16 protein-coding genes are annotated in these 22,750 nt (G+C 60.2%); 6 read left to right on the top strand and 10 right to left on the bottom strand.

Annotation, left to right across the window (positions count from 1 at the left end):
- Nucleotides 1–40 precede the first annotated feature (40 nt).
- A complete protein-coding gene (locus tag J4E00_RS17185; protein WP_208176423.1) occupies nucleotides 41–2,563 on the top strand; it encodes a DUF3160 domain-containing protein in 2,523 nt (840 codons plus the stop codon).
- 85 nt (nucleotides 2,564–2,648) lie between these two features.
- Here the strand turns inward: J4E00_RS17185 and J4E00_RS17180 are convergent, their stop codons facing one another.
- From J4E00_RS17180 to J4E00_RS17160, 5 genes are all read right to left on the bottom strand, one after another.
- Nucleotides 2,649–6,392 carry a reprolysin-like metallopeptidase gene (locus J4E00_RS17180; RefSeq protein WP_208176422.1) on the bottom strand — a complete coding sequence of 1,248 codons (3,744 nt, stop codon included), beginning with the start codon at nucleotides 6,390–6,392 and terminating at the stop codon, nucleotides 2,649–2,651.
- A gap of 238 nt (nucleotides 6,393–6,630) precedes the next feature.
- Nucleotides 6,631–7,743 (bottom strand): lipid-A-disaccharide synthase, encoded by a 1,113-nt coding sequence (gene lpxB / locus J4E00_RS17175; protein ID WP_208176421.1) that lies wholly within the window; start codon nucleotides 7,741–7,743, stop codon nucleotides 6,631–6,633.
- 118 nt (nucleotides 7,744–7,861) lie between these two features.
- On the bottom strand, nucleotides 7,862–8,278 hold the full coding sequence (locus J4E00_RS17170) for a 6-pyruvoyl trahydropterin synthase family protein (protein WP_208176420.1): 417 nt from the start codon (nucleotides 8,276–8,278) through the stop codon (nucleotides 7,862–7,864).
- 96 nt (nucleotides 8,279–8,374) lie between these two features.
- Nucleotides 8,375–9,376, bottom strand: a complete 1,002-nt coding sequence (locus J4E00_RS17165; RefSeq protein WP_208176419.1) for a FecCD family ABC transporter permease — start codon at nucleotides 9,374–9,376, stop codon at nucleotides 8,375–8,377.
- Complete coding sequence (locus tag J4E00_RS17160) at nucleotides 9,376–10,281, bottom strand: ABC transporter substrate-binding protein (protein ID WP_208176418.1); 906 nt, start codon at nucleotides 10,279–10,281, stop codon at nucleotides 9,376–9,378. The genes J4E00_RS17165 and J4E00_RS17160 overlap by 1 nt, the downstream gene beginning before the upstream one ends.
- 160 nt (nucleotides 10,282–10,441) lie before the next feature.
- On the opposite strand from J4E00_RS17160, the gene rfaD reads away from it, so the two are divergent.
- On the top strand, nucleotides 10,442–11,410 hold the full coding sequence (gene rfaD, locus J4E00_RS17155) for an ADP-glyceromanno-heptose 6-epimerase (RefSeq protein ID WP_208176417.1): 969 nt from the start codon (nucleotides 10,442–10,444) through the stop codon (nucleotides 11,408–11,410).
- A gap of 67 nt (nucleotides 11,411–11,477) precedes the next feature.
- Entirely contained in the window at nucleotides 11,478–12,869 is a 1,392-nt protein-coding gene (locus tag J4E00_RS17150; protein WP_208176416.1) for an FAD/NAD(P)-binding protein, read from the top strand.
- Nucleotides 12,870–12,955: 86 nt separating this feature from the next.
- Here the strand turns inward: J4E00_RS17150 and J4E00_RS17145 are convergent, their stop codons facing one another.
- Together J4E00_RS17145 and J4E00_RS17140 are read right to left on the bottom strand one after the other, a co-directional pair.
- On the bottom strand, nucleotides 12,956–13,225 hold the full coding sequence (locus J4E00_RS17145; RefSeq protein ID WP_208176415.1) for a hypothetical protein: 270 nt from the start codon (nucleotides 13,223–13,225) through the stop codon (nucleotides 12,956–12,958).
- Nucleotides 13,226–13,391: 166 nt separating this feature from the next.
- Complete coding sequence (locus J4E00_RS17140; protein ID WP_208176414.1) at nucleotides 13,392–14,399, bottom strand: zinc-binding dehydrogenase; 1,008 nt, start codon at nucleotides 14,397–14,399, stop codon at nucleotides 13,392–13,394.
- A 241-nt stretch (nucleotides 14,400–14,640) separates the two neighbouring features.
- Between J4E00_RS17140 and J4E00_RS17135 the strand changes: the two genes are divergently transcribed.
- From J4E00_RS17135 to J4E00_RS17125, 3 genes are all read left to right on the top strand, one after another.
- Entirely contained in the window at nucleotides 14,641–15,057 is a 417-nt protein-coding gene (locus J4E00_RS17135; protein ID WP_208176413.1) for a TerB family tellurite resistance protein, read from the top strand.
- A 200-nt stretch (nucleotides 15,058–15,257) separates the two neighbouring features.
- A complete protein-coding gene (locus J4E00_RS17130) occupies nucleotides 15,258–15,476 on the top strand; it encodes an SDR family NAD(P)-dependent oxidoreductase (RefSeq protein WP_317196642.1) in 219 nt (72 codons plus the stop codon).
- 152 nt (nucleotides 15,477–15,628) lie between these two features.
- Nucleotides 15,629–16,201: a Crp/Fnr family transcriptional regulator gene (locus tag J4E00_RS17125; RefSeq protein WP_208176412.1), complete on the top strand. Its 573-nt coding sequence runs from the start codon at nucleotides 15,629–15,631 to the stop codon at nucleotides 16,199–16,201.
- 21 nt (nucleotides 16,202–16,222) lie between these two features.
- Here the strand turns inward: J4E00_RS17125 and J4E00_RS17120 are convergent, their stop codons facing one another.
- From J4E00_RS17120 to J4E00_RS17110, 3 genes are read right to left on the bottom strand one after another with little or no spacing between them, the layout of a single operon-like run.
- Nucleotides 16,223–18,079 carry a T9SS type A sorting domain-containing protein gene (locus J4E00_RS17120; RefSeq protein ID WP_208176411.1) on the bottom strand — a complete coding sequence of 619 codons (1,857 nt, stop codon included), beginning with the start codon at nucleotides 18,077–18,079 and terminating at the stop codon, nucleotides 16,223–16,225.
- The gene (locus J4E00_RS17115) at nucleotides 18,076–21,543 is read right to left on the bottom strand and encodes a hypothetical protein (RefSeq protein WP_208176410.1); all 3,468 of its coding nucleotides are present in this window, start codon (nucleotides 21,541–21,543) and stop codon (nucleotides 18,076–18,078) included. Before J4E00_RS17115 ends, J4E00_RS17120 begins: the two co-directional genes overlap by 4 nt.
- Nucleotides 21,525–22,550, bottom strand: a complete 1,026-nt coding sequence (locus J4E00_RS17110) for a hypothetical protein (protein WP_208176409.1) — start codon at nucleotides 22,548–22,550, stop codon at nucleotides 21,525–21,527. The genes J4E00_RS17115 and J4E00_RS17110 overlap by 19 nt, the downstream gene beginning before the upstream one ends.
- Nucleotides 22,551–22,750 lie beyond the last annotated feature (200 nt).

The following is a 22,750-nucleotide window of genomic DNA, read 5'->3' as shown; positions in this document are numbered from 1 at the left end:
TTTTTCTTCTCCTTCTCCCAGCTATGAACCTCCTTTCAGTATGAATCGCAAACTTTTACTCCCGCTCCTAGCGGTAGCCGCGCTGCTGGCGTTGGGCACCGCCTGGTTTTTCTGGCAACGCCATTCAGCCAATCCGTCTGCTACCGGCCCTGCTTCGGCGGCGCTTGTGGCCCCGCCCGGCACGACGCTGCACGACAATGGCTTCGGCGAGCAGGTGCCCGTGCAGCTCACGGAAGACAAGGGCGAGCTGGCCAAAATATACGCCCGGCCTTACATCAAGGAATATTATGAGGGCTACGGCGAAACCAGCGAAGGGGAAATACCGAAGCGCGCCCCGCTGCCGGCCTTCGACTACAACCAGCCCCTGGCCGGGAAGTCCTACCTCGACCTCATGCTGCTGCGCAACACGCTTTACGCCCGCAACGGCTACTGTTTTATGAATGCCACACTCCGGCGCTATTTCGATAAAACAGCCTGGTACACTCCATTGTGGGACGAAGGGACTGATTCGGCGGGTGTCGTCACGGCGCCGAAGCTTATTCCAGTGCCGCTCAACAAGCAGGAAGTTGCCTTCGAGCAGAAAGTTCTGGCTCTCGAAACCAAGCTTCAGGCTGGCCGCCTGACCAAACAGGGCGGCTTCTCGATGATTAACCCCGACTTCATCACCAACCAGCGCGAATTTCTGTTGCCGCCAGCGCTACTCAGCACCCTCACCCGCAGCAACTTTGCTGTGGTACCCACCCGCGAGGAGCAGCTGTTTTACCTCTACGACAAGGGCGAATATGCCTTCACGCCCGCTTTTGTCACCACCGATTTGTTCCTGCAGCTGCTGCACAAGTACCTGAACGGCATTCTCAGCGACGTGGAGGAAAAGCGGCTGGGGCCCATTGTAGCCGACATGCTGCGCCAAGGCAACGCCCAGGCCCGCACCCTGGCCCAGCAAAGCCAGCTGCCCGCCGCCCACGATGCCGCCGAATGGGCCGCAGCCTACTACGCGGTGGGCCATGAGCTGCTCACCGGCCAAGCCGCACAGGTACCTGCCACTTACGCCACCGATGCCCGGACCGAAGTAACTGAGGCCACTGCGGCGGCCGGCAAGGGTTCGGTTCTATTGCAGGATTCCCTTTTTCAGTACCAGGCGCTGAAGCCCCGCGGTATGTACACCCGCAACGATACCACCAAGCGCTACTTCCGCACGGTGAAATGGCTGAACTCCGCCCCGGTTTTTCTTGATTCCGATGCGGGCCTGCTGCGGGCCGTGGCCCTAGCCAAGGCGCTGGCCGGCAATCCAGCCGCAACCCGCGGCTTCCAGCGCTTCACACAGGTGCTGGATGTGCTGGCCGGCGACGAGGACAACCGCTCGCTCACTAACTTGCTCAAGCTGCTGGGTAGCCCTGCCTACGCCGGCAAAACCCTTGACCAGTTGGCCACGCCCGCCGTACTGGCCCAGTTACGCCCCGCGCTGCTGGCCACTGGCACCGACCGCATTCGGCCCAAAGGCGTCACCGCTCACGCCCAGGATGCCCTCGACCGCCCTACCCTCCTTTTCACAGCCGGCCGCTACACCTTCGACGCGGAAATTCTCTCGCGCCTGACGGAGGTGCTCAACCGCAAACGCCCCTTTCCAAAAGGGCTGGACGTATTTGCCACTTTCGGCAACCACACCGCGCAGGACGTATTACTGAGCCACTACCACGAAGCCGCCCAGTGGCCCGCCTACCCCGACACGCTCCGCCAGCTGCAAAAGCAGCTTGCCAAGGCCCCGGTCTGGGACCGCAACCTCTACACCAAGACTCTGCAAACCCTGCTCAGCCTCAATGCGCCCGCCCCGGCTACCGTAGGAACCCCGCTATTTGCGCGCACGCCAGCCTGGCAGAAGCGCAACCTGAGCACTGCCCTCGGCGGCTGGGCCGAGCTCAAGCACGACCTGCTGCTGTATTCTGAGCAGCCGATGGCGGCAGAAATGGGCGACGGCGGTGGCGGCCCGCCCGAGCCCATCATTCTAGCTTACGTGGAGCCCAACCTGCCTTTCTGGGAGGCGGCCCTGGGCTTGCTGGCATTTCAGGACCAGGCTCTTACCAGGCTAAAAGTCAATACCGAGCACTTGTCGGGCCTCAATAAGGAGATGCGTGAGAAGATTACCAAGCTCCGCACCATTGCCCAGCAGGAGCTACGCGGCGAAAAAGTAAGCACCGACTACATGGCCGAAATGGCCCAAATCGGCGGCTGGGCCGAGCAGCTGACGTTCAACATCCTTAAAACCGACCGGCTGCCCGACCGGGAACGCCACGTTGGCGTGGTGGCCGATGTGTACGCTTTCAATGCTGAAGTACTGGAAGAAGCAGTAGGTGCCGTTGATGCCCTGTACACTGTAGTCGATATTAATGGCACGACCGTGGTGGCCGTCGGTCCGGTATTCAGTTACTACGAGTTCCGCAGCCAAAGCCGCCTCACCGACGAGGAGTGGCAGGCCAAATTGAACACCTCTCCCCCGCCCCGCCCTACCTGGCTACAGGAGCTACTCGTGCCAGTAGCCAAGCTCAACACAAAGAGCGACCGGTAGACAGACGCTACCACCCACAAAAAAGGCCCGCCAATTGGCGGGCCTTTTTCTTATACAACCGGGAAGCTCCCGGCCAGACTCAACCTTATTCCACTACCACGCGCTGGATGCTGGGCGCACGGCCGTCCATCTGCACGGTGAGGAGGTAGGTGCCACTGGCAAGGTTGGCCATGCTCAGGTCGGTGGTGCTACCGCTAAAGGTGCGGGTAGCTACTGTCTGACCCAGCACGGTGCGCAGGGTAGCGCTGGCCTTGGTAGCCGCAGTCGTCAGGGATACGTGCAGGGTGCCTTTGCCAGCCACCGGGTTTGGCCACACGCTGAACTCGCTCTTGTTGGCGTTAGCAGAAGCTGATACAACCGTTACGGTGAACGTGGTACCGGTGCTAGCACCTCCAGGAGTGGTAACTACTACCGGCCCCGTGGTGGCGGTGGCAGGCACCGTGAAGGTGATGGTAGTAGCATTCACTACGGTGAAGCCGGTGATGGCTACTCCGTTCAACGTCACGGCAGTAGCACCCGTGAAATTGGCACCGGTGATGGTTACGACCGTGCCAGCCGGGCCGGTAGTGGGGCTCAGACTGGCCACCGTGGGGGCGAGCGGAGCGCAAGTCGTGCTCAGAACAAACGTCCCGGTTGCGCCCTGATAGCCCGTCACGAAAATGCGGTAGGTAGTACCTAGAGTCGTGTTGAAGGTGACTGACGAAGCATATTGACGCGGAGCACAGGTTACATCGTCATTGGCTGTTACGCAGACGTAGCTGCTGCAAGTGCCAGTGTAAACAAACAGCTTGGTATCGAAGGCAGTACCTGCGTTGCAGGTCGATATCGTAACGCTGGCACCCGTGCCCACCAGGGTATAGAATACGCCACCGCCATCAATAGCGATGCCATTGCAGGTTGCCGTGGGGTCGCCGAAAGCGGTGGCGCCCACGAGGGTACCGGTCACCGGTGTGCCGCAGGTCAGGGCGATAGCATCAGCACATAGGTCGTTGGCCACCGTAGGAACGGTGAAGTTGGTGGTCGAAGTGCCCGGGCCACCCAGGCCGGTTACCGTGATGGGGCCGGTGCTGACGCCAGCGGGCGCCGTCACCGTAATCTGCGTGTTGGAGTTGACGATAAACGTGGGCGCGTTAACCCCATTGAAGGCCACAGTCGTAGCCCCAGTGAAGTAATTGCCCGTGAGCACTACCACCGTGCCCGCGCGGCCATAAGCCGGCGTAAACGATGTGATAACTGGAGCCGGAATAACCGTAAAGCTACCCGTCGAAACACCCGAACCCGTGGGCGTAGTTACCCCAATTACCCCAGTCGTAGCGCCGGTGGGCACCGTAACTGTAATCTGAGTAGCCGAGTTTACCGTGTAGGTAGGCGCGCTGATGCCATTGAAAGTCACCTGCGAAGCCAGCGTAAAGTTGGTGCCGGTGACAACGACTACCGTACCAACGGGGCCGGTAGTAGGCGTAAAGCTCGTGATGGTAGGCGGGGCGCCAACGACGAACGGCGTAGCCGAAGTAGCCATACCCGTAGGTGCCGTAATGGTGATGGCACCTGTAGTAGTGCCAGCGGCCACCGTAGCCGTAATCTGCGTAGCCGATACTACCGTGAAGCTGGCAGCAGCCGTACCGTTGAAGGCCACGGCCGTAGCGCCCGTGAAGTTCGAGCCCAAGATGGTTACCACCGTACCCACCGGACCACCGCCGGGCGTGAAGCTGGTGATGGTAGGTCCAACGGCGGGCGGTGTGATGGTGAAGTTGGCGTTCGAAATGTCGAAGAAGTAGTTATCAGCTGCTTCCACCATGATGCGTGCCTGGGTCTCGGCCGTGGTGGGGCTAGGAGCTATCACAATGGCCGAGCCGTTGTTGGGCACGTTGGTGGCCAGCGTGGTGGGATAGGTCAGGCCGCCATCAAGGCTGAGCCGGATGTTGACGAGGGCGCAGCTTACAGGCGCAGCAGTAGTGTTGGCTACGTTCCAGGTCACGGTTTGGGCGGCGCCACCTATCCAGCTCACAGCCGTGTTAGGAAACTGCACCACAAACGGACCAGCGGTGCTAGTCACGCCCATGTTCACCGTTGAGCTATAGCTCACGCCACCAATCACGCCCACCGTGCCGCTGTGCTCGTCGCGAGCTGTGCAGCGGAAGTTAAGCGAGCGGGTTACCGTGGGCAAACGCTCCCCGATAACGGTGGTATTATTCACCAGGTCGCTCAGACGGGGGAAGTAGCGCGTGCCAGTAGTCAGGGGCACAAATGAGCGGAACAACGGCACGTTGTTGTTGGCCGTCTGGGCAGACGTCGGCGACTGTTGCGTGCCAAGGTCCAGTTCTTCCCACAGATAGGTTAGGGCGTCACCATCAGCGTCGGTGGCAGTGGCGGTCAGCTTGAATGGCGTGCCGATGGGCAGGGTTTTGCCGCTGGCCGGAGCCGTTACCACAGGAGCCGTGTTGCCGGTAGCCGAGGTGGTGCTGCAAGTGGTGCCATCAATAAAAGCACGCATTTCCTGGTAGCTACCGGTGTGGAAAATAGCATCGGAATGCGCCTGCAGGTCGTTGGTAGTGTTGCAAATACCTGCATAAGCCATAATGGTCGAGCCCGAACCAGGCTCCCAGGCCGTAGCAGCGTTGCGGTTGCCACCGGCGCAGCTGCCATCGTTGCCATTGAAAGGGTGATTACCACCGAACTGGTGACCCATTTCATGAGCTACGTAGTCGATATCAAAGGCATCGCCTACGGGCGAATTAGTCCCGGTTTCGCCCTGTGCTTTGCGGGTCGAAGAGCACACCACACCCAAGCCGGCCAGGCCGCCGCCGGCGGTGCTTACCACGTGGCCAATGTCGTAGTTAGCCGAGCCAATAATGGCGTCGATGTTGCTCTGGTTCTGCGTAAGCAGGGAGTTTGGGTTGCTGTTGGTGTAGGCGGTGGGCGGCTGGGTACCGGTACCACTCAGGAAGTCCAGCAAGTTGTTGTTGGCTACCAGCACCAGACGCACGGCCAACTCCTTTTCATAAACGCCCACTACCCGGTTGACGGTAGCGGCCTTAGCAGCCATTACCCCCGCAGCAGTGTTACCATGGAAAACTGCATATTCTGCTGTGTTGGCCAAGGCTAGGCGGTAAGTACGCAGCTGCGGGCCGGTGGCCAGCACCAGGTTACTGCTGCCCGAAGCGGCAGTCACCAGACGAGCAGCTGCGGCCTGCTTGTCGGCGGGCGTCAACTGATAGTCGCAGGACGAAGGTGCACCAGCCGCCGCCGCCGCCCGGTTCATATCCGTTTTGTAGAACGCGAGGTAGTGCCGGGTGTCGTTCCGGGTCACGGGGTCGATATAGAAGCTTTTGCCATTGCCCGTCAGCACCTGGGCGTGGAAGCCCTGGGGCGAGAGGTCGAGGCGTACCGAGGCCGAAGCATCGTCGAGGCCGATGCCGGCGTAGGTTTTAATATTCGGGAACTGCGCGGCCAGCGCGGGCGCCATAATGGGGGCCTCACGCAAGGCAAAGCGGCCGGTGCTACCGTCGGGCAATGGCAGGGCCAGCACCAGCGGCGCAACATCGGCCCGGTTTTCGAGCGGAGCGGTGGCCAGCGCAGCGTGCAGGCCGTTCACATCCAGCGTGAGTGGCCGCGAGTGAAACAGCGCCGACGATAGTGGGGACGTAGCTGCCGCGCTACGGGCTTCCGCATCGGCCTGAAAAAACGGCGACGAAGCCCGTTGTGCCTTAGCACCAAGGGTCAGGCCCAGAGCCAGCAGCAGGGCTCCGGCCCGGCCACGACCAGAACCGGCTGCCGCGGATGCCGCCAGCCGAAGGGCGGCGGGCCAGCGCGAGTATTGTTGTGTCATTAAGAAAGAATGAGTTGAAGTGAGATTGTAAATTTAACAGAAAACCCTAAGCGTCGGCTATTACGTCGCCCAATCCCCCGCCTTTATCGACAAGCTCCCGCTCCTTACCGCTCCAAAACTCACCAGACCCTTCGCTACTGAAACAGGCATGAAAAAGCCCCAATGCTGCACATTGGGGCTTCTCATCACTATACAAACGTGAATACGAACTAAAAAAGAGGTATTGGCAACCCGTTTTCTAGCTGGCCCGCAGGTATTTCACCATTAGCTCGGCCGTCTTTTTAGCAGCCTGCTGCTGCCCAAGCTTCTGGCGCAACTCGGCATAGCCACTTTTGAGGCGGGCCATATAATCCGGGTCGGTCAGCAGATTGCGAAGCTCATCAAGCAGGTTGCGGGCATTAAACTCGCCTTGGATGAGCTCTTTCACCACCTCACGGCCCACCACCAGATTTACTAGGGAGATATAGGGCACCTTGATAACCATTTTGCCAATGGCATAGGTGATGGCGCTGGTGCGGTAGCACACAATCTGGGGCACGCCGAACAATGCCGTTTCGAGGGTGGCCGTGCCGCTTGTCACCAAGGCAGCTTTGGCATGGCTCAGCAGGTCAAATGTTTGGTCGAAAACGAAGCGGATGTTGTTGCGGTGGAAGTGCTTGTAGTAGTTGGGGTCGAGGTTGTTGACACCCGCCACCACAAACTGATACTCCTGAAAGCCGGGCAAAATGGCAATCATCTCGTGCAGCATCTCCTCGATTTCCTGCTTGCGCGAGCCCGGCAGCACGGCAATAATGGGCTTCTCTCGGTCGAGGCGGTTGCGCTCAAAGAAATCGGAAGTTGGCTTGAACTCGGCCACGGCATCGGCGGTGGGGTTGCCGGCGTAGTCGACATCGTAGCCAAATTTCTGGTAGAACTCCTCCTCGAAGGGCAGGATGACGAACATCTTGTCGACGTAGGATTTCACCTGCTCGACGCGGCTCTGGTTCCAGGCCCATATTTTGGGCGAAATATAATAGAACACCTTGATGCCGTGCTCTTTGGCAAACCGAGCCATGCGCAGATTGAAGCCCGCATAGTCAACCAAAATCAGTACATCGGGCTTAAAAGTCAGGATGTCCTGCTGGCACTGCTTGAGGTATCCGCGAAACTTGAGCACGCTGGTAGCAGCCTCCAGAAAGCCCATGATGGCCAAATCCTGGTAGTGGCGCACCAGCTCGCCGCCTTCGCCCTGCATCATATCGCCGCCCCAGTAACGAAACTGCGCGGCGGTATCCTGCTGGCGCAGCTCGCGCATGAGGTGAGAAGCGTGGAAATCGCCCGAGCGTTCGCCGGCAATGAGGTAGTATTTCACTTTAGAAGTTTTGAGGGTTGAATGTTGAGTTTTGAATTGAGGGGTTACTTATCAGATGATGGCTGCTTGTTCGGGATGGCCCCACAACTCAACATTCAACCCTCAAATTTCAAAACTTCTACCCGCCGTAGTATTCCACAAAGTTGCGCGGGGTTTCGTATAGCTTGACGCAGTGGAGCTTAGCGCCGGTAATAGCAGGCAATTCGCGCTCGATGATTTGCCAGAAGGCGACGGCCAGGTTTTCGGTGCTGGCCATCTGGCCGGCCATGAAGGGCACGTCGAGGTTGAGGTTTTTGTGGTCGACCTGGTCGGTGATGTGCACGCGGAGCAGGTCGGAAAGGGCCTTTAAATCGACCACGAAGCCGGTTTCAGGGTCGGGTTCGCCCTTCACCGTCACGATGAGGTCGTAGTTGTGGCCGTGCCAATTGGTATTGGCACAGGGGCCGAACACTTCGCGGTTGCGCTCCTCGCTCCACTTGGGGTTGTAGAGCTTGTGGGCGGCGTTGAAGTGTTCCTGGCGGCTGATGTATATCATTCTGATTTTTAGCTGTTAGCTGTCAGCTATTAGCCATTAGCTTTTCAATAAGCTCCGTAAAGCGGAGCTAACAACTGTCAGCTAGTAGCTAACAGCTTAATTATTTTTCCGCAGCAAATATACGAAGAAGGGTACCCCAAACAGGGCCGTGACCAGGCCCACCGGCAGCCCGGCCGGTGGGTAGAGCACGCGCGCCAGCAAGTCGCAGGCCAGCAGGAAGGCACCGCCGAGCACCGCGCATATCAGTATATTGTAGCGGCCCGTGGTGCCCAGCAGCCGGCGCGTGAGGTGCGGAGCCAGCAGCCCCACGAAACCCACCGGCCCGCATAGCGCCACCACCCCACCCGTGAGGCCGGCCGCCAGCAGCACCAGCAGCCAGCGCAGCCGCGCCACGGGCAGCCCCAGCGCAGCAGCCCGCTCCTCCCCCAGCAGCAGCAGGTTCAAATCTTTTTGCAGAAAGGCCAACACGAATAAGCTGATAACCAGCGCCGCGGCCGGATATGGCAGCACGTCCCAGCCCGCCCGCTCAAAACTACCAAACGCCCAGAACACCACGCTCCGCAAGCTGCCCTCGGGCGACGCCAGAAAGGTGAGCAGGCTGCCGATGGCCGCCGCCAGCGCCCCCACTGACACACCGGCCAGCAGCAGCGGGGCGGGCAGAATCCGGCCCCGCCGCGTACCCAGCGCCACCACCAGCAACGTGGCCGTGAAGGCCCCGGCCAGCGCAGCCACCGGCGGCAGGTACACGCCCATCACCGTGAGCGACGGCACCAGTACATAGGAAGCAATAGCGCCCAGCGAAGCCCCCGAGGCCGTACCCAGCAGGTACGGGTCGGCCAGCGGGTTGGTGACGAGGGTTTGGAGCAGGTAGCCGCTCACGGCCAGGCTGGCGCCGGCCAGCAGCGCCAGCAGCAGCCGCGGCAGCCGCAGCTGCACCAGCACTAGCTGGGCGGGGTCGGCGGGGTTGTAGTGCCAGAAAGCATTTAGAATGAAGCTATACGATGTAGCATAGCTCCCCACCCGCAGGCCCAGCACCACCAGCGCCAGCGTGAGCAGCAGGCCTGCTATGAGCCACAATACGGGGCGACGAGTTGGCATCAGCGGGCAGGGGGCAGCGAATTGCCGAGGCGCGGCGCAAGCAGTTCCCGCAGCTCGCGCACCGATTCTACTACCCGAGGGCCGGGCCGTTCCATAAGGTTTCCGGTGATGGCAAAGACGCGGTGGTTCTTATAGGCATTGATGCGCTTCAGCTCAGGATAGTTTTTGAAAAACGTGCTGTCCAGCTTCTCAAAGCTGCCGCCGAGCAGCACGTCGGGGTTCAGCTTGAGGATGTACTCGCGGGTCAGGGCTGGGTAGGGCTGTGGGAAGGTTTCGGTGATGGCATTCTGGCCACCAGCAAAGTGGATTTCGTCCGTGAACAGCGTATTCTGACCGTAGCAATAAATAGGGTCAATCCAGGTGATGGCCAGCACCCTGGGCTCATTGCCATCGTAATCTTCTGGCTGTAAGGCATGCATGCGCTGACGGAGCGAATCCGTGAGGTGTTTGGCTTGCGCATCGCGCCCGAGTATTCGGCCCACTTCATCAATGCCTTTGAAAACATCCTCTACGCGGCGGTAGCGCTGATAATACACCGGAATACCCAGTTTCTGGAGACGCTGGGCGTCATCAACGGAGGTGATGCCTTCGGTGGTGAAGACCACATCGGGCTTGAGCAACACCAGCTTTTCCAGGTCGAGCGGGTAGTTGTTGACAACGGGCTTGCGGTAGACGCCGGCGGGATAATTGTCCTGGGGCACGCGGGCCACGATGGTGGCAGTATCGGCCACGGCGAACAGGATTTCGGTCATGCTGGGGGCTAGGGCCAGCACGCGGCGCGGGTGCGCGGGCAGCGTGAGGGTCCGGCCCATGCCGTCGCGCACCTGCACGGTGGCTTTTTGCTCAGACTCGGATTGGCAACCCAGCAGCAAGGCCAGGGGTAAAAGCAGTAATCGAAAACGCATGGGGCAAAGGTAGAACCGGCACTGCGTGGCCCGAGTACTGCGGAATTTCATTTCGCCCCGCGCAACAAGCGTAATCCTAAGGGCGCGGGGCCGGATTGAAAATTCGCGGTACTCGTTCAGCTAGCCGGTTTACCTTTGCCGCATCCCAACTCCGCTCCCCATGATAGTAGTCACTGGTGCGGCCGGCTTCATTGCCAGCTGCCTTGTTTCCCGCCTCAATGCCGCCAATTTTAACGACATCGTGGTGGTGGATAATTTTTCCATCGAGAAAAAGCTGCCCAACATCGAAGGCAAGAAGCTGCGCGAATACGTGGACCGCGAAACGTTTTTCGACTGGCTCGATGCCAACCACGAGCAGGTGGAATTCATCTTCCACCTCGGGGCCCGCACCGATACCACGGAGATGGACCCGGCCGTGTTTGATGTACTTAACCTGAACTATTCCAAGCAGATGTGGCAGGCCTGCGTGCGCTACAACCTGCCGCTGGTATACGCCTCCTCGGCCGCGACCTACGGCGACGGCACCCTGGGCTACACCGATACCGAAGAAGCACTATTTCCGCTCTACCGCCCCCTGAACCCCTACGGAGACTCGAAAAACGACTTTGACAACTGGGCTCTGCAGCAGGAAGAAAAACCGTATTTCTGGGCTGGGCTGAAGTTTTTTAACGTGTACGGGCCCAATGAGTACCACAAGGGCCGCATGGCTTCGGTCATCATGCACGCCTTCCACCAGATTCAGCAGTCAGGCTCGATGATGCTGTTCAAATCGCATAACCCCAACTACACCGATGGCGGGCAGATGCGCGATTTTGTGTACGTGAAGGACGTGGTGGAAGTGTGCTTTTTCCTGCTGAACCACCGCACCCACTCGGGCATCTACAACTTGGGTAGCGGCACGGCCCGCACCTTCCTGGACCTGGCACTGAACACCTTCAATGCCTTGGGCCGCACGGCGGATATTCAGTTCAGAGACACGCCGGAGGACATCCGCGACAAGTACCAGTACTTCACCGAAGCCGATATGAGCAAGCTGAAAAGCATTGGCTACGACCGGCCGTTTACACGGCTGGAAGACGGCATTGCTGACTACGTGCAGAATTATCTGGTGCCGGGCCGGTACATGTAGCAAAGCGTAGAGACGCATTTGGCGTGTACCGTCTGTCATCAGTTCTACTATCCCAATCCTTCCATCTGTGATTCCACCCGCTCGTCCTGTCATTACCGTTGTGGGCGGCGGCTTCGCGGGCACGGCCCTGGTGTTGCAATTGCGCCAGCAGCCGGCCCTGGCCCACGCCGAAATTCACTTGGTAGAGCCCCGCGATATTCCTGGCCCCGGCCTAGCCTACAGCGCCCGGCGGCCCGAGTACCTGCTCAACGTGCGCCCCGGTGCCCTTAGCTTGTATCCCGATGCCCCCGACCACTTTGCCTCCTGGCTGGCAGGGCAACCCGAATGCGCCGCCGGGGTACCCGAATTTGCATCCCGCAGCACCTATGGGCGCTATTTAAGCCAGGAGCTGACGGCTGCTTTGGCAGCCCCTGCTTCCAGCACTGGCCCTTTGCGCTGGCACCAGACCACTGCTGTAACCGCCCCGCTCCGGCCCGATGGCCGCCGGGCTGTGCAGCTGGCCAATGGAACTACCCTGCTGAGCGACTGCGTGGTGCTGGCATTGGGCAACTTCCCCCCGCCCCCACCCGCCGGGCCCGACCACCGCTACCTCCACCATCCCGCCTACCACACCGACCCGTGGGCTATTGGCAACATCCGCCGCATCGGCCCCGACGACTCCGTACTGCTCATCGGCTCGGGTTTAACGTCAATTGACGTGCTGCTGGCCCTACGCCAGGATGGCCACCGCGCCCCCGTGACGGTGGTAGCCCGCCACGGCCGCTGGCCCAGCGCGCACGGCCCCGCCACGCCATCCTACCCCAACTTTTACCCCGAAGTGGCAGGAGCAACCACCGTAACGGACGTGGTAGCAGTATTCAAGCGGCACCTGCGCTACGCCGCGGCGCAAGGAGTCAACTGGCGGGCAGTGCTGGATGCCTTGCGGCCGGATTTGGGGCGCATCTGGGCGGCGTGGCCGTTAGCGGAGCAACGACGGTTTCTGCGGCATTTGGCGGGCTTGTGGGCCGTGACGCGGCATCGCAGCCCACCCGGTAACGCCGCAGCCGTGGCCGCCCTCACCGAGGCTGGGCTGGTACAACTGCACATCGGCACGGTGCGTGAAATCATCCCCGATGGCGACGTCTTGCGGGTACGGGTGCGCCCCCACGGCACGGCCGGCTGTTGGCACACCGCCCAGCACGTAGTGTGCTGCGCCGGCCCGCTGCTCGACTACGCCCGCATTGCCGACCCGCTGGTGATGCACCTGCGCGATGCCGGCCACCTCACCGCCGACGCGCTGCACCTAGGCCTGCTCACCGACGCCCACGGCGCCCTGCGCGGAGCCGATGGCCGGGTTTCCAGCACCCTGTTCACGCTGGGTCCCAGCCGCCGGCCGGCTTATTTCGAATCGACGGCCGTGCCAGAAATCCGACAGCAAGCGGCTGCGATGGCAGCGCATTTGGCTGAGAAGCTGGGATGAAAAAGAAAGGCCCGAATTAAAATTCGGGCCTTTCTTTTATGGCTATTGAAAAATGTAGAGACGCAACACTTCGCGTCCGTTCGACATTATGCAGCCATGCGCTCATGGGCCGGGTATAGCGGCAGCAATGGCGTGGTATCAGTGAAATAGGAAGCAGCGGCCGGCGCGATGACAGCCGTGTCATTATCGTGGCGGCGCAGGGCGCGCATCAGCAGGTAGCGGTATTTTTCAGCGTCGGCCAGGGCCTGCTCTACGGCTTGCACTGCGTCGGCGTAGGCCACCACGGACTGCAACTCGCGCCGCGGACGGCGGGCTTCAAAGACGTGGTTATTGAGGTATTCGGCGGCGGATTTCATGGCAAAAACGGGCTGGTTTTAACTGGATTCTCAGCGCAGTTAATTAACCTTAAGAAGCCCATTTTCATTCCCTTTTGGCCCAATTTTAACACTATTTATTGCGTAAATATTGTTTTGAAAATCAATGGCTTGCGAGACAGGATACAGCTCTTTTTCGGCGGCAGTTTCAGACAATTTTTAACACGACTTTGCCGAACTGCGCACCAGTTTCGAGGCGGCGCAGGGCGGCTTCGCCTGCGGCCAACGGAAAAACTTCATCTATCACCGGAACGAGCTGCTTTTCTGTCACCAGCGCCAGCATATCGGCAAAATCTTGCAGCGAGCCCATGGTAGAGCCCAGAATGCTGAGCTGCTTCCAGAACACCTTCGCGGGCGGCAGGTCGGGGATGTTGCCCAGCGTGCCGCCGTAGAATACAATGCGGCCACCGGGCGCGGCGGCATCGAGCAGGGCGCCGAAAGCGGCCCCGGCCGCACTGTCGATGATGACATCGAACGGCCCGCCGGCTTGCTGAATGAGGGTTTTTACCCAGCCCTCGGTGTTGTAGCTGATGCCGCCTTTGGCCCCCAGGGTCTGGGCGCGGGCAATTTTCTCTTCAACGCTGGATGTCACCCACACCTCCGCACCCCGGGCGGCACAGAACTGCACGGCCGTGCCGGCTACGCCGCCCCCCACGCCCGTCACCAACACCCGCTCGCCGGGCTGCACCTGCGCACGCGTGGAGGCGACCCGGTAGGCCGTGAGGCCCGCCAATGGCAGCGCGGCACCCTGCTCGAAGCTCAGGTGCGTGGGCAGCGGGAATATGTATTCGGCCGGCAGGTTGATGTATTCGGCAAACGTGCCGGGGTCGGGCATGCCCAGCACCACAAAGTCCCGGGCCTGGGCGCGGGGGTTATTGCCCCAGCGCAGGCCCGGGTAAATGAGCACGCGGGCCCCCACGGCCGGCGCATCGGCTGGTACGCTGGGGCCGTGCGCGGCTACTTCGCCCGCGCCGTCGGCCCCGAGCGTGCAGGGCAGCCGGATGCCAGCATACTTGCCTTCCTGAATAAATACGTCGCGGTGATTGAGGGCCGCAGCGTGAAGTTTTACCAGGATTTCACCAGGTCCGGGCGTGGGCGTAGGCAGCTCGCGCAGCACGGCGGGCTGGTGAATGGCATCAAGTTGAAGGGCTTGCATTGGGGCTGGGCGGGGTTTTGGAAGAGTGGATAACTTCTGTCGGCCTGGGTAGCGTGAAGGACCTTATGACATCATAACAGCTTGCAGTGTTTTCAACGGATGCGGGCGTGAGAAGGCCTTCGTGCTGCTTACGGATGAAAGAAGCCATACACTGCTCCAACCTTCCGAGTAAGATGTCGTTCAAAACAGGGGCTGAGTTACCCTCGGGCCCGAGTAGCTTAATAACTAACTTCTCAATTTCATGCAAGAAACCCATTCGCTCGAAAAGGTGCTGAATACGCAGCAAAAGAAACTCGCTTTCTTTCAAAATCTGGTGCTAGTAGCGGCGGCCGATGGCCAGCTAAGCCCAGAGGAAAGTGACTTTCTGTTGCAAATCGGCAACAGGCTCGGCCTGAAACCGGAGGAGGTGATGCCCATTGCCGATAACCTCGGTGTGCTGAGCTTTATTCTGCCAGCTGATGGGCTCCAGCGCACCCTGGAGCTGCAAACGCTGGTGCAAATGATGCTGCAGGACGGCCAGCTGGACGCCCGCGAATACGGCCTGTGTCAGGAATACGCCATGCGCGTTGGCTACAGCAAATCCATTCTCGACGACATGGTGAGCCAACTGGCCGGCGGCCCACCCAATCCCTACCCCAACCCACCTACGGTGAGCTAAATCCCTTGTTGTGAAACACCCAGCAAGTGGGTGCGGCCTACTTCTGAAAAAGCCCGTTGATGAATGTCAACGGGCTTTTTTGATAAACGTCAAAGGAGGTGGGAGAGACGGAGCCAGACCTTTGTATTGTCGGAATAACAAATCCCAACGGGGGCGACACACCCGTTTACCCTCTCAAAATCAACCTCGTGATTTAGCTCATTTTTATTACGGGCACCAGCACTGGCTTTGGCAAACTGATGACTACTACCCTGGCTGCCGCCGGACACACTGTAGTGGCCGGCATGCGTGGCGCTACTACTAAAAACGCAGCCGTGGCCTCGAAACTATCGGCCCTGCCCAACGTGGAAGTAGTAGAGCTGGACGTGACCAGCGACGAATCGGATTGGCTCTGCAGGTTGTCGAGGTGCAGCATGTGACATTTCTGCGGTAAATGATGCACATGGCGCGGTTCTGGACGTTTACTGAGGAGGCGCGACATACTGCGCCTCCTCTTTGTTTTGGCCGTTGTTTGGCCCCCTACGAGCAAAACCGGGTTGTTTTGCGCGCCCAACCGTATGTGTTTGCGCCCATGTTTGCCGTCTTTGCTCAATATCTCCAGCAGCACGCCCCTTTTACGCCCAATGAAATTGCGCAAATCGAGGCGGTGAGCGTGGTGCGGTCGGTACGCAAGCGCCAGTACCTGTTGCAAGCCGGTGATATCTGGAGCTACAATGCCTTCGTAGTCAATGGCTGCCTGCGCACCTACTCCGTGGATGCCAAGGGCGCCGAGCACATCCTCAATTTTGCGATGGAAAACTGGTGGATAGGCGACCGGGAAAGCCTCACAACGGGCCACCCCTCGCGCTACAACATTGAGGCCATTGAAGACTCGACGGTGATACTGATTAACAAAGAGGACTTTGACCACCTGCGCCAGCAGATTCCGGCCTTGCATGAGTTGGTCAACAATATCCTGCACCGCAGCTTTCTGGCCTCGCAAAACCGGATTCACTCGGCCATCAGTTACTCAGCCGAGGAGAAGTACCGCGAGTTTCTGTTGAAATACCCGGCCATTGCCCTGCGCATTCCGCAGCACATGGTGGCCTCTTACCTAGGAATGACGACCGAAACGCTCAGCCGCATCCGGCGACATATTGAATGAAGCCGAAGGTGTCGGTCGTAATTACTCGCGCACCAAACGCTTAACGATAACGCCCTCCAAGGCCCGCAAGCGCAGGGTGTACACGCCCGCCGGCAGCGCCCGCAGGTCCAGCACTTCGCGCACCGCGCCCTGGCTCACCAGGGCCGTGCGGGCCAGCACCACCTGCCCCAGTACGTTGACCACCTCCAGGGCCACCGCGCCCTGCGCCCGCAGGCCGGCCAGCGCCAGCGTCACGGCCCCGGCCGTGGGGTTGGGGTAGAGCTGTACTTGAGCCGCCAGCGCCCGCGCTTGAGCCGTGGCCAGGGCAAAGGGAAATACGGCCTGGGAGCTGGTACAGCCCAGGTTATTGGTCACACTCAGCCGCACGGCCGTCCCCGCGCTGGTCCCGGCCGGGTAGCGGTGCGGCGGCGGGGCGGGTCCGTCGTAGCTGGTGCCGTCGCCGAAGTCCCAGTGCCAGAGCGCCAGCTGCGCGTAGCGCGGCCCGGCCGAGGACAAACTCACGAAGCGTAGGCTGTCGCCCCCGGCCGTCGGCGCGTAGCCCAGCACCGCCTGCGGCGGCTCCCGGCACAGGTCGGCCAAAAACGGCGCGCCCGCGTTGGCAATGTGGGCAAAATAATCTTCGTATACCGGGTTGGTGCTCGTGCTGGTGAGCCGTGTCCCGCCCATGAAGTAAGCCGAGCTGTCGGCACTGCTCACCCAGGTGGCCAACCCGGTCAGCCGCTGCGAGCCAGGGCCGCCGAAGCGGTAGGCCCAGAACCAGCGCGGCACGCCGGCCGCCGTGTAGCAGTTCAGCTCCACGCGCACTTGCCGCGCCGCCGCGTCCACCCGCCCGCCCCCGAAGAGCACGGCGCCCCGCGTGGTAGGCTGCACAAACCCGAAGGAGTCGTAGTCATTGCTCGTGTTGGGCTGGGTATAGGTCCATTGCGGACGCAGCAGGCTGTCGAGCTGCACCAGCTGGGCATCGTTGTTGCCGCCCGGCAGCAGGCGCCGCACCCCGCCGATGACGGCCCCGCCCCCGCGCGTGTTCAACACCTTCGTGGCGGTTTCCAGCTGCGGACTCACCCCGAAGCGCACCGTGCGCAGCGTGTCGCCCTGCGGGCTGAACTGCACCACCCAGTAGTCCAGCCGCGGCGAAGTGGCCCCGCCCGTGTAGGGCGTGCCGTTGTCGGCCGAGCCCGCGGCCAGGTACGAGCCATCGGGCCGGGCCACCAGCCCGGCCAGGTAGCCCACCCCGCCGTAGCCCCGGCTCGGCCAGGTGCGCTGCCACACCACGGCCCCCTGCCGGTCTAGCTTCACCGCCCCGGCGTAGGTATAGGTGGCCGAGGGCGTGCTCGCCGCCGCGTTCACCGGGTTGGCCAGCACTAGATAGCCGTCGGGCACCCGCAGCAGGGCCGTGGCATCCACCGCCGTGCCCACCGGGTAGAGCGGATACGACCACTGCCGCCGCACCTGCCCCAGCGTGTCTAATTGCGTCAGCTCGTACGTGCGGATATCTATGCCGGGTTGCGGCCCAGGCACAAATCGCATGCTCAAATACGTAATGCTGTAGTCAGGCTCAAGAACCGCATCCACGAACCGGTCGCCGCCCTGGGATGGGTTTCGGTCCAGTCGTCGGTAGCGCACCGTATCCCCTAAGGCCGTGCTTACCACTAGTGTCAACTCGTCTTTACCAGTGAGAAGTGTTCGAATTAAAGCATTGCCACAGTGCACGAAACGGCGGCCGGGCAACTCAAACGATTTGCCAAAGGTGTTTTCAAAGCGCGGTAGGTTCTTGTGCTCGGCCATGAGCGCGGGCTGGGCAATAGCATCTACGGCCACCGCCAACTGCCAGCACCCGATTATTATCAGGTGCTGGCAAATGAGAAGCAGGCGGCTCATTGCACAAGCAGGTTATGGTGGGCGACGGGCTGGCCGTCTACTTCTAAAGCATAATGGTAGCCCCCTGGCCGCAGCTTACTCACGTTCACTTCCACGGTATGCTCCCCGGCCGGCACTACCTGCCGCTGCACCACCGCCCCCGAAAAATAATCCCGGATAACCAACTGGACATCCTGCTTTCCGATGGGGGTGCGGTAGCTCACTGAAGTGGTGCCCGCACAAGGATTCGGCACGTTCTGCGCCAGGAACACGTCTTTCAGGACACTTGCTGACGAACTATTGGGTGTCGAGGGCCCTGTTGACCGCCCTTGCAGGCCATACTGGTAGCCCTCGGAAGCGCAGTCGTTGCCAACAATGGAGCCCGCAGTGGCCGTTAAAACGACGTTCGAATTATAGACATAAACCAATGCCGAAGAATTCACGACAATCGTTGGTACGATGCCGCTAAAGGTCGAGTATGTAATCTGTGCGTTCGTGGGTGAATTGTAGATATGGTAGAAAGGCGCGGCGGTGCTGGATGGCCCCTCGAACTTGTTCTTCTGCAAGCGGTAGATAGGGGAGCCGTTTGAAGCGATGCCCGACGTCATAAAATCAATCTGGTCGCAGGCCCCACCCATGCCTTGGGCCTGACAGTAGTCGCGCACGATGCCGTAGCTCGTGCCACTCACGTTGGGCTGGCGCAGGAACGTATTGCAGCTCACTGTGGCCGTACCCACACTGCTCGCGGTGCGCGGCTGGCTGTTGGTGAAGTACAGCCCATACACGCAGTTTTCGAACAAGTTGTTCTTTACCTCCCCATCTTGCTGCGTCGAGCCGCTCATGTAGGCGATGTGCAGGTTGCGAAAAATATTCTCCTTCAGGATGCCGCCGCTGATTATCACGCCGTATTGGGGGTATTGGTTGGGTATCCGGGTCTCGAAGCTAGTGAGCGGCACGGGCTGCGTAAACATATTGCCCTGCAGGGTAAACGTACCTCCTGACGTAGGACCGAAAATGCCCACGCACACGCCCTCGCGCAGCAGGGAGTTCGGGCCTTCTACCGCCAGGTCCGTGTTGAAGACGCCCCGCATCTGCGGGCTGTGGCTCGTGATGACTTCGTTGTTGGCCGTCGGATAAATGAACTGGTTCAGCGTGAGCTGCGTGGCGGACGTTAACGCATCACGGGCATAGATGCCCGCCACGTAGATGTCCCGAAACACGCTGTTGGTAGCGATGAACGGAGCCGAGGTAGGCACCCACACCCCAAACAGAGCCAGGCTGAGAATGGTAGTACTCATGGTCAGCGCCGAGCAGTTGCCGGACAAAGCCAGATGGCGCAGGCTTACGTGCAGGTCCTGGGCCGATACGTACTGCCAGGGCGCCAGCATCTGGCGCGGGTCGGAGTCGAACTGACAATGGTCGATGACGCCGGCAAAGGCCGGCGCACTGGCCGAGGTCGGTGCCTGCACCTGCACCCCCTGGCCGTTATGCAAAAACGCGACGTAGCGGAGCTGCAAGGTCGGCTGCGCGAGCGCAGGCGCGCTGCTGCTGAGCACCAGTCCATTGCGGCTATGGCTGATTTCGGAGTAGGGCAGGCTGGCTGGCTTCTGGGCGACCACGCCCCGGCTGCTGGCTTCGGCCACAATGCCGCTCCACATCTGGTCGCAGAGGGCCGTGAGGGTGCCGCCCTGCAGGTCCAGCCGGGCGTTATTGCGCAGCGTGAGCTTCACATTCGGCCCGAACAACAGACGCGTACCTTGCGGAATTGTAAAAATGCTGGTCGTAAACTCCGTATCCTGGTTGAACACGTAGGTCTTGCCCGCCACGAAATTGTAGCTGGCAAAGCTGGTGCCGGCCAGGCTCATGTTGGTGTAGTTGCCGCCCAGGCAAGCCAGGCAGGTGGGCCGGTTCACCGCCACCAGCACCTGCCGCGTAGCCTGGCACCCGCTGGCCGCCGTGCCGGTCACGGCATAAGTCGTGTTAACCGTGGGAGTTACCGTTACACTCGTCCCGGTCAGGCTGCCCGGCTGCCATTGGTACGTGGTACCGGCCGGGCCGCTGGCCGTGAGCGTTACGGGCTGCCCCAGGCAAGTGGCGGCCGGGGTGGGCACCGTGAAGGCCGGCGCATTCAGGTTGATGGTTACCGTAGCGCAGGTTTCACAAGGAATGTTCGGGTTGGTGCTGGTATTGCATAGCTGAAGCGGGTAAGAAGAGACGCCGAACGCACGCAGGTTGGCCAGCCGGAGGAAATAAAAGTTTGCTGTACCATTGAAACTTCTTCCTACCACTGATTGGGCCGGGTTAGCGGGGTCCTTCCAGCTGTAAGTCGTATTCAGGTTGGCAGGGGCATTGGGGTTGCGAATACTCCCGGTGGCACTGGTTAAATCGAACCAGTCATTGGACAGGTAGCCAGCGCCAGTCCCAGCCCCACACACGGTTATTGAATTACTCAGCAGCTGAATGGTTGCCGCCGGATTAATGGTCTGGATGAAGCTCCAGGTGACCGGCGGGCAGCCATTGTTTAAATCGACCTGCGCTTGGTACACAATAGAAGCGGTGCCGGTAGGCGTCTCGCTGTAGTTTTCTGTATTCGCGACCAGCATACCGTTACGAAACCATTGTACACTAGCCCCGGCCAAGCTTGAATGTACCGCCATCGCGACGGCATCGCCCGAACACAGAGGAGTCGTGCCCTGCGTATTCACCGTCGATGCAGTAAACGAAACGGTTTGGCTCAGCAGCTCACACATATCCTGCTCACATTTATCGAAATTGCCCAGGATGGCAGGGTTCACACCAAGGATGGTTCCGGGCTGAATGGTGAGCTGGGCCTGCCGGGCATAGCTGAACGTTGCCCCGGGCTCCACGCACAGATAGCTGTCATCGTCGGTTCTCAGCCGGCAGCCGTCCAGCAGCACGGGCACCGGGTCGATGTGCAGGGTGGCGCCAGCGGTCAGCACTGCGTTTAGCCGGGGAGAAGTGAACCCGCCGCCATTGCGAATGCTGATAAGGCCGCTGTTGTCGCCGTCGCTGCCATCGCCGCCTAGCCACAGGCGCAGGTCGTTGGGGCATTCCAGCCGGTCACTGGTGGCGTAGTTGCCAATGGTGCCATTGTCGAGCACCAACTCACCGCCCCTGCGCACCACTATTTTGGCCTCCGGCCCCACAAAGCCAACCCGGCAGCGGATAGTCAGGGATGCCCCCGGCTCGATGTATAGGTTGCCGCGCAGGTTGTGGGCGCTGCTCCATACCTCCACCTTACCGGCCTTAATGGTGACGTCCTCGCTGGCCGCATGCTGGCAATAGTCCGGCACCAGCATATTGTCCAAGTAGGAAACAACGCTCCCCCCGCTTTGCAATAACTGCAAGCCCATTCCGTTATGACCCAAAAAATAGTGCATTTTACCAATCTGGCACTGCGAGAGCGAGAAGCCCGGCATGCCGGCGTTAGCACCGGGCGGGTCCATCACATTATTGGAAACCACGGTGCTGGTGCTGGCGGGTCCGTAAAAGCATTGCAATCATCCGACCCATCGACGTGCCACAGGCCCAGGCAGTGCCCGAGTTCGTGGGCCAGCACCCATGTGGCATACCTGAAACCCGCCTCGCTCAATGACCAAGCCGGATGTTGCTTGATGTCCCAGTACAAGCCCCGGCAATACATATAAGCGCCGGGCACGCCGCTTGCAACCCCTCCGGTCCCGTAGCGGGTACCCATTTGACCGTACTGGTCGAGCCGGGTACTGGCAATTCCCGGGTGCTCCCCGAGAAAGATGTGCAGAATATCCGTTTTCTGTGATGCCGTTAGTGCGGTGCCGCTGGCATCCTGGCTGGTACTGCTGTTGGTAATAAAGGTCGTGTAGAATCCTTTTCTGCAGGCGTCATTATTCACACTAGGGTCTGGATTACTCCCACAGCCCCAGGGGTTATTATCTGTTAAGTTCCAGTAAGCGGAGTTTCGGTAGTAGCGAATGCCTTCGAGCTGAAACCGAATGCGCGTATCGGCTCGCGGCGCGGCAGCGGGCACCACCGCTAGGTTGGTCATGGTACTCACCAGTCGCTCGTCAAGCTGGCCGTAGATGCCGTTTAGGCCTCGTATCGTTCGGCTTGGAGTACCCGTGCTAATAGGCCAGCGTGGCAACCCGTTAACCAAGCCTCGCAGCAGCACTTCATCAGCCCCGCCATCCTGGGCGGGCGACTGCCAGTTGTCATTGCCGTTATCATCCTGAAAAACGTGAAACATAATCCGAACGGTTTTGATAGGCATTTCGGGCAAGTCATGCTCGACCTGAAAGCCAGGCGCGTATTCCGGAAACTGCATGCAGCTACTATTACCCACCACCAGCCGCTGCCCGATAGTCAGCGCACCAGTACCCGTTGCGTTTTGCGCAGGCGCATTGGGCGAAAGGGTGTAGCACTGAATTTGGGTTTCTGGCCCCAACACCTGTGCGTAAACAACTGGCCCGTAAAGCCAGCTTATAAATACCCACAAAAGAGCAAATAACTGGTTTTTACCAACTATGAATTTTAATAAACGTGAAATAGACTCTGTCAGGTAAGTGTTGCCCATAAGTAAGTGTGGAAAAAGTGAAGGAATAAGGCATTGCCAAGGTATAGCAATTATGCTGCGATTCAAGCGCCCATTTCACAAATAATTTTCTATCCTGCAAGCCAGTCATTAATCGACCTCCC

Origin of the sequence: Hymenobacter negativus (assembly GCF_017571495.1) — a bacterium.
GTDB lineage: Bacteria > Bacteroidota > Bacteroidia > Cytophagales > Hymenobacteraceae > Hymenobacter > Hymenobacter negativus.
The sequence above is the reverse complement of the archived record's forward strand: the minus strand, read 5'-3'. Positions and strand labels throughout refer to the sequence as shown.

Excerpts from the sequence above, each read along its gene's own strand:
- J4E00_RS17185 (WP_208176423.1), top strand. The coding sequence starts at position 41 with ATGAATCGCAAACTTTTACTCCCGCTCCTAGCGGTAGCCGCGCTGCTG.
- J4E00_RS17180 (WP_208176422.1), bottom strand. The coding sequence starts at position 6,392 with ATGACACAACAATACTCGCGCTGGCCCGCCGCCCTTCGGCTGGCGGCA.
- J4E00_RS17170 (WP_208176420.1), bottom strand. The coding sequence starts at position 8,278 with ATGATATACATCAGCCGCCAGGAACACTTCAACGCCGCCCACAAGCTC.
- J4E00_RS17165 (WP_208176419.1), bottom strand. The coding sequence starts at position 9,376 with ATGCCAACTCGTCGCCCCGTATTGTGGCTCATAGCAGGCCTGCTGCTC.
- J4E00_RS17160 (WP_208176418.1), bottom strand. The coding sequence starts at position 10,281 with ATGCGTTTTCGATTACTGCTTTTACCCCTGGCCTTGCTGCTGGGTTGC.
- rfaD (WP_208176417.1), top strand. The coding sequence starts at position 10,442 with ATGATAGTAGTCACTGGTGCGGCCGGCTTCATTGCCAGCTGCCTTGTT.
- J4E00_RS17145 (WP_208176415.1), bottom strand. The coding sequence starts at position 13,225 with ATGAAATCCGCCGCCGAATACCTCAATAACCACGTCTTTGAAGCCCGC.
- J4E00_RS17140 (WP_208176414.1), bottom strand. The coding sequence starts at position 14,399 with ATGCAAGCCCTTCAACTTGATGCCATTCACCAGCCCGCCGTGCTGCGC.
- J4E00_RS17135 (WP_208176413.1), top strand. The coding sequence starts at position 14,641 with ATGCAAGAAACCCATTCGCTCGAAAAGGTGCTGAATACGCAGCAAAAG.
- J4E00_RS17125 (WP_208176412.1), top strand. The coding sequence starts at position 15,629 with ATGTTTGCCGTCTTTGCTCAATATCTCCAGCAGCACGCCCCTTTTACG.
- J4E00_RS17120 (WP_208176411.1), bottom strand. The coding sequence starts at position 18,079 with ATGAGCCGCCTGCTTCTCATTTGCCAGCACCTGATAATAATCGGGTGC.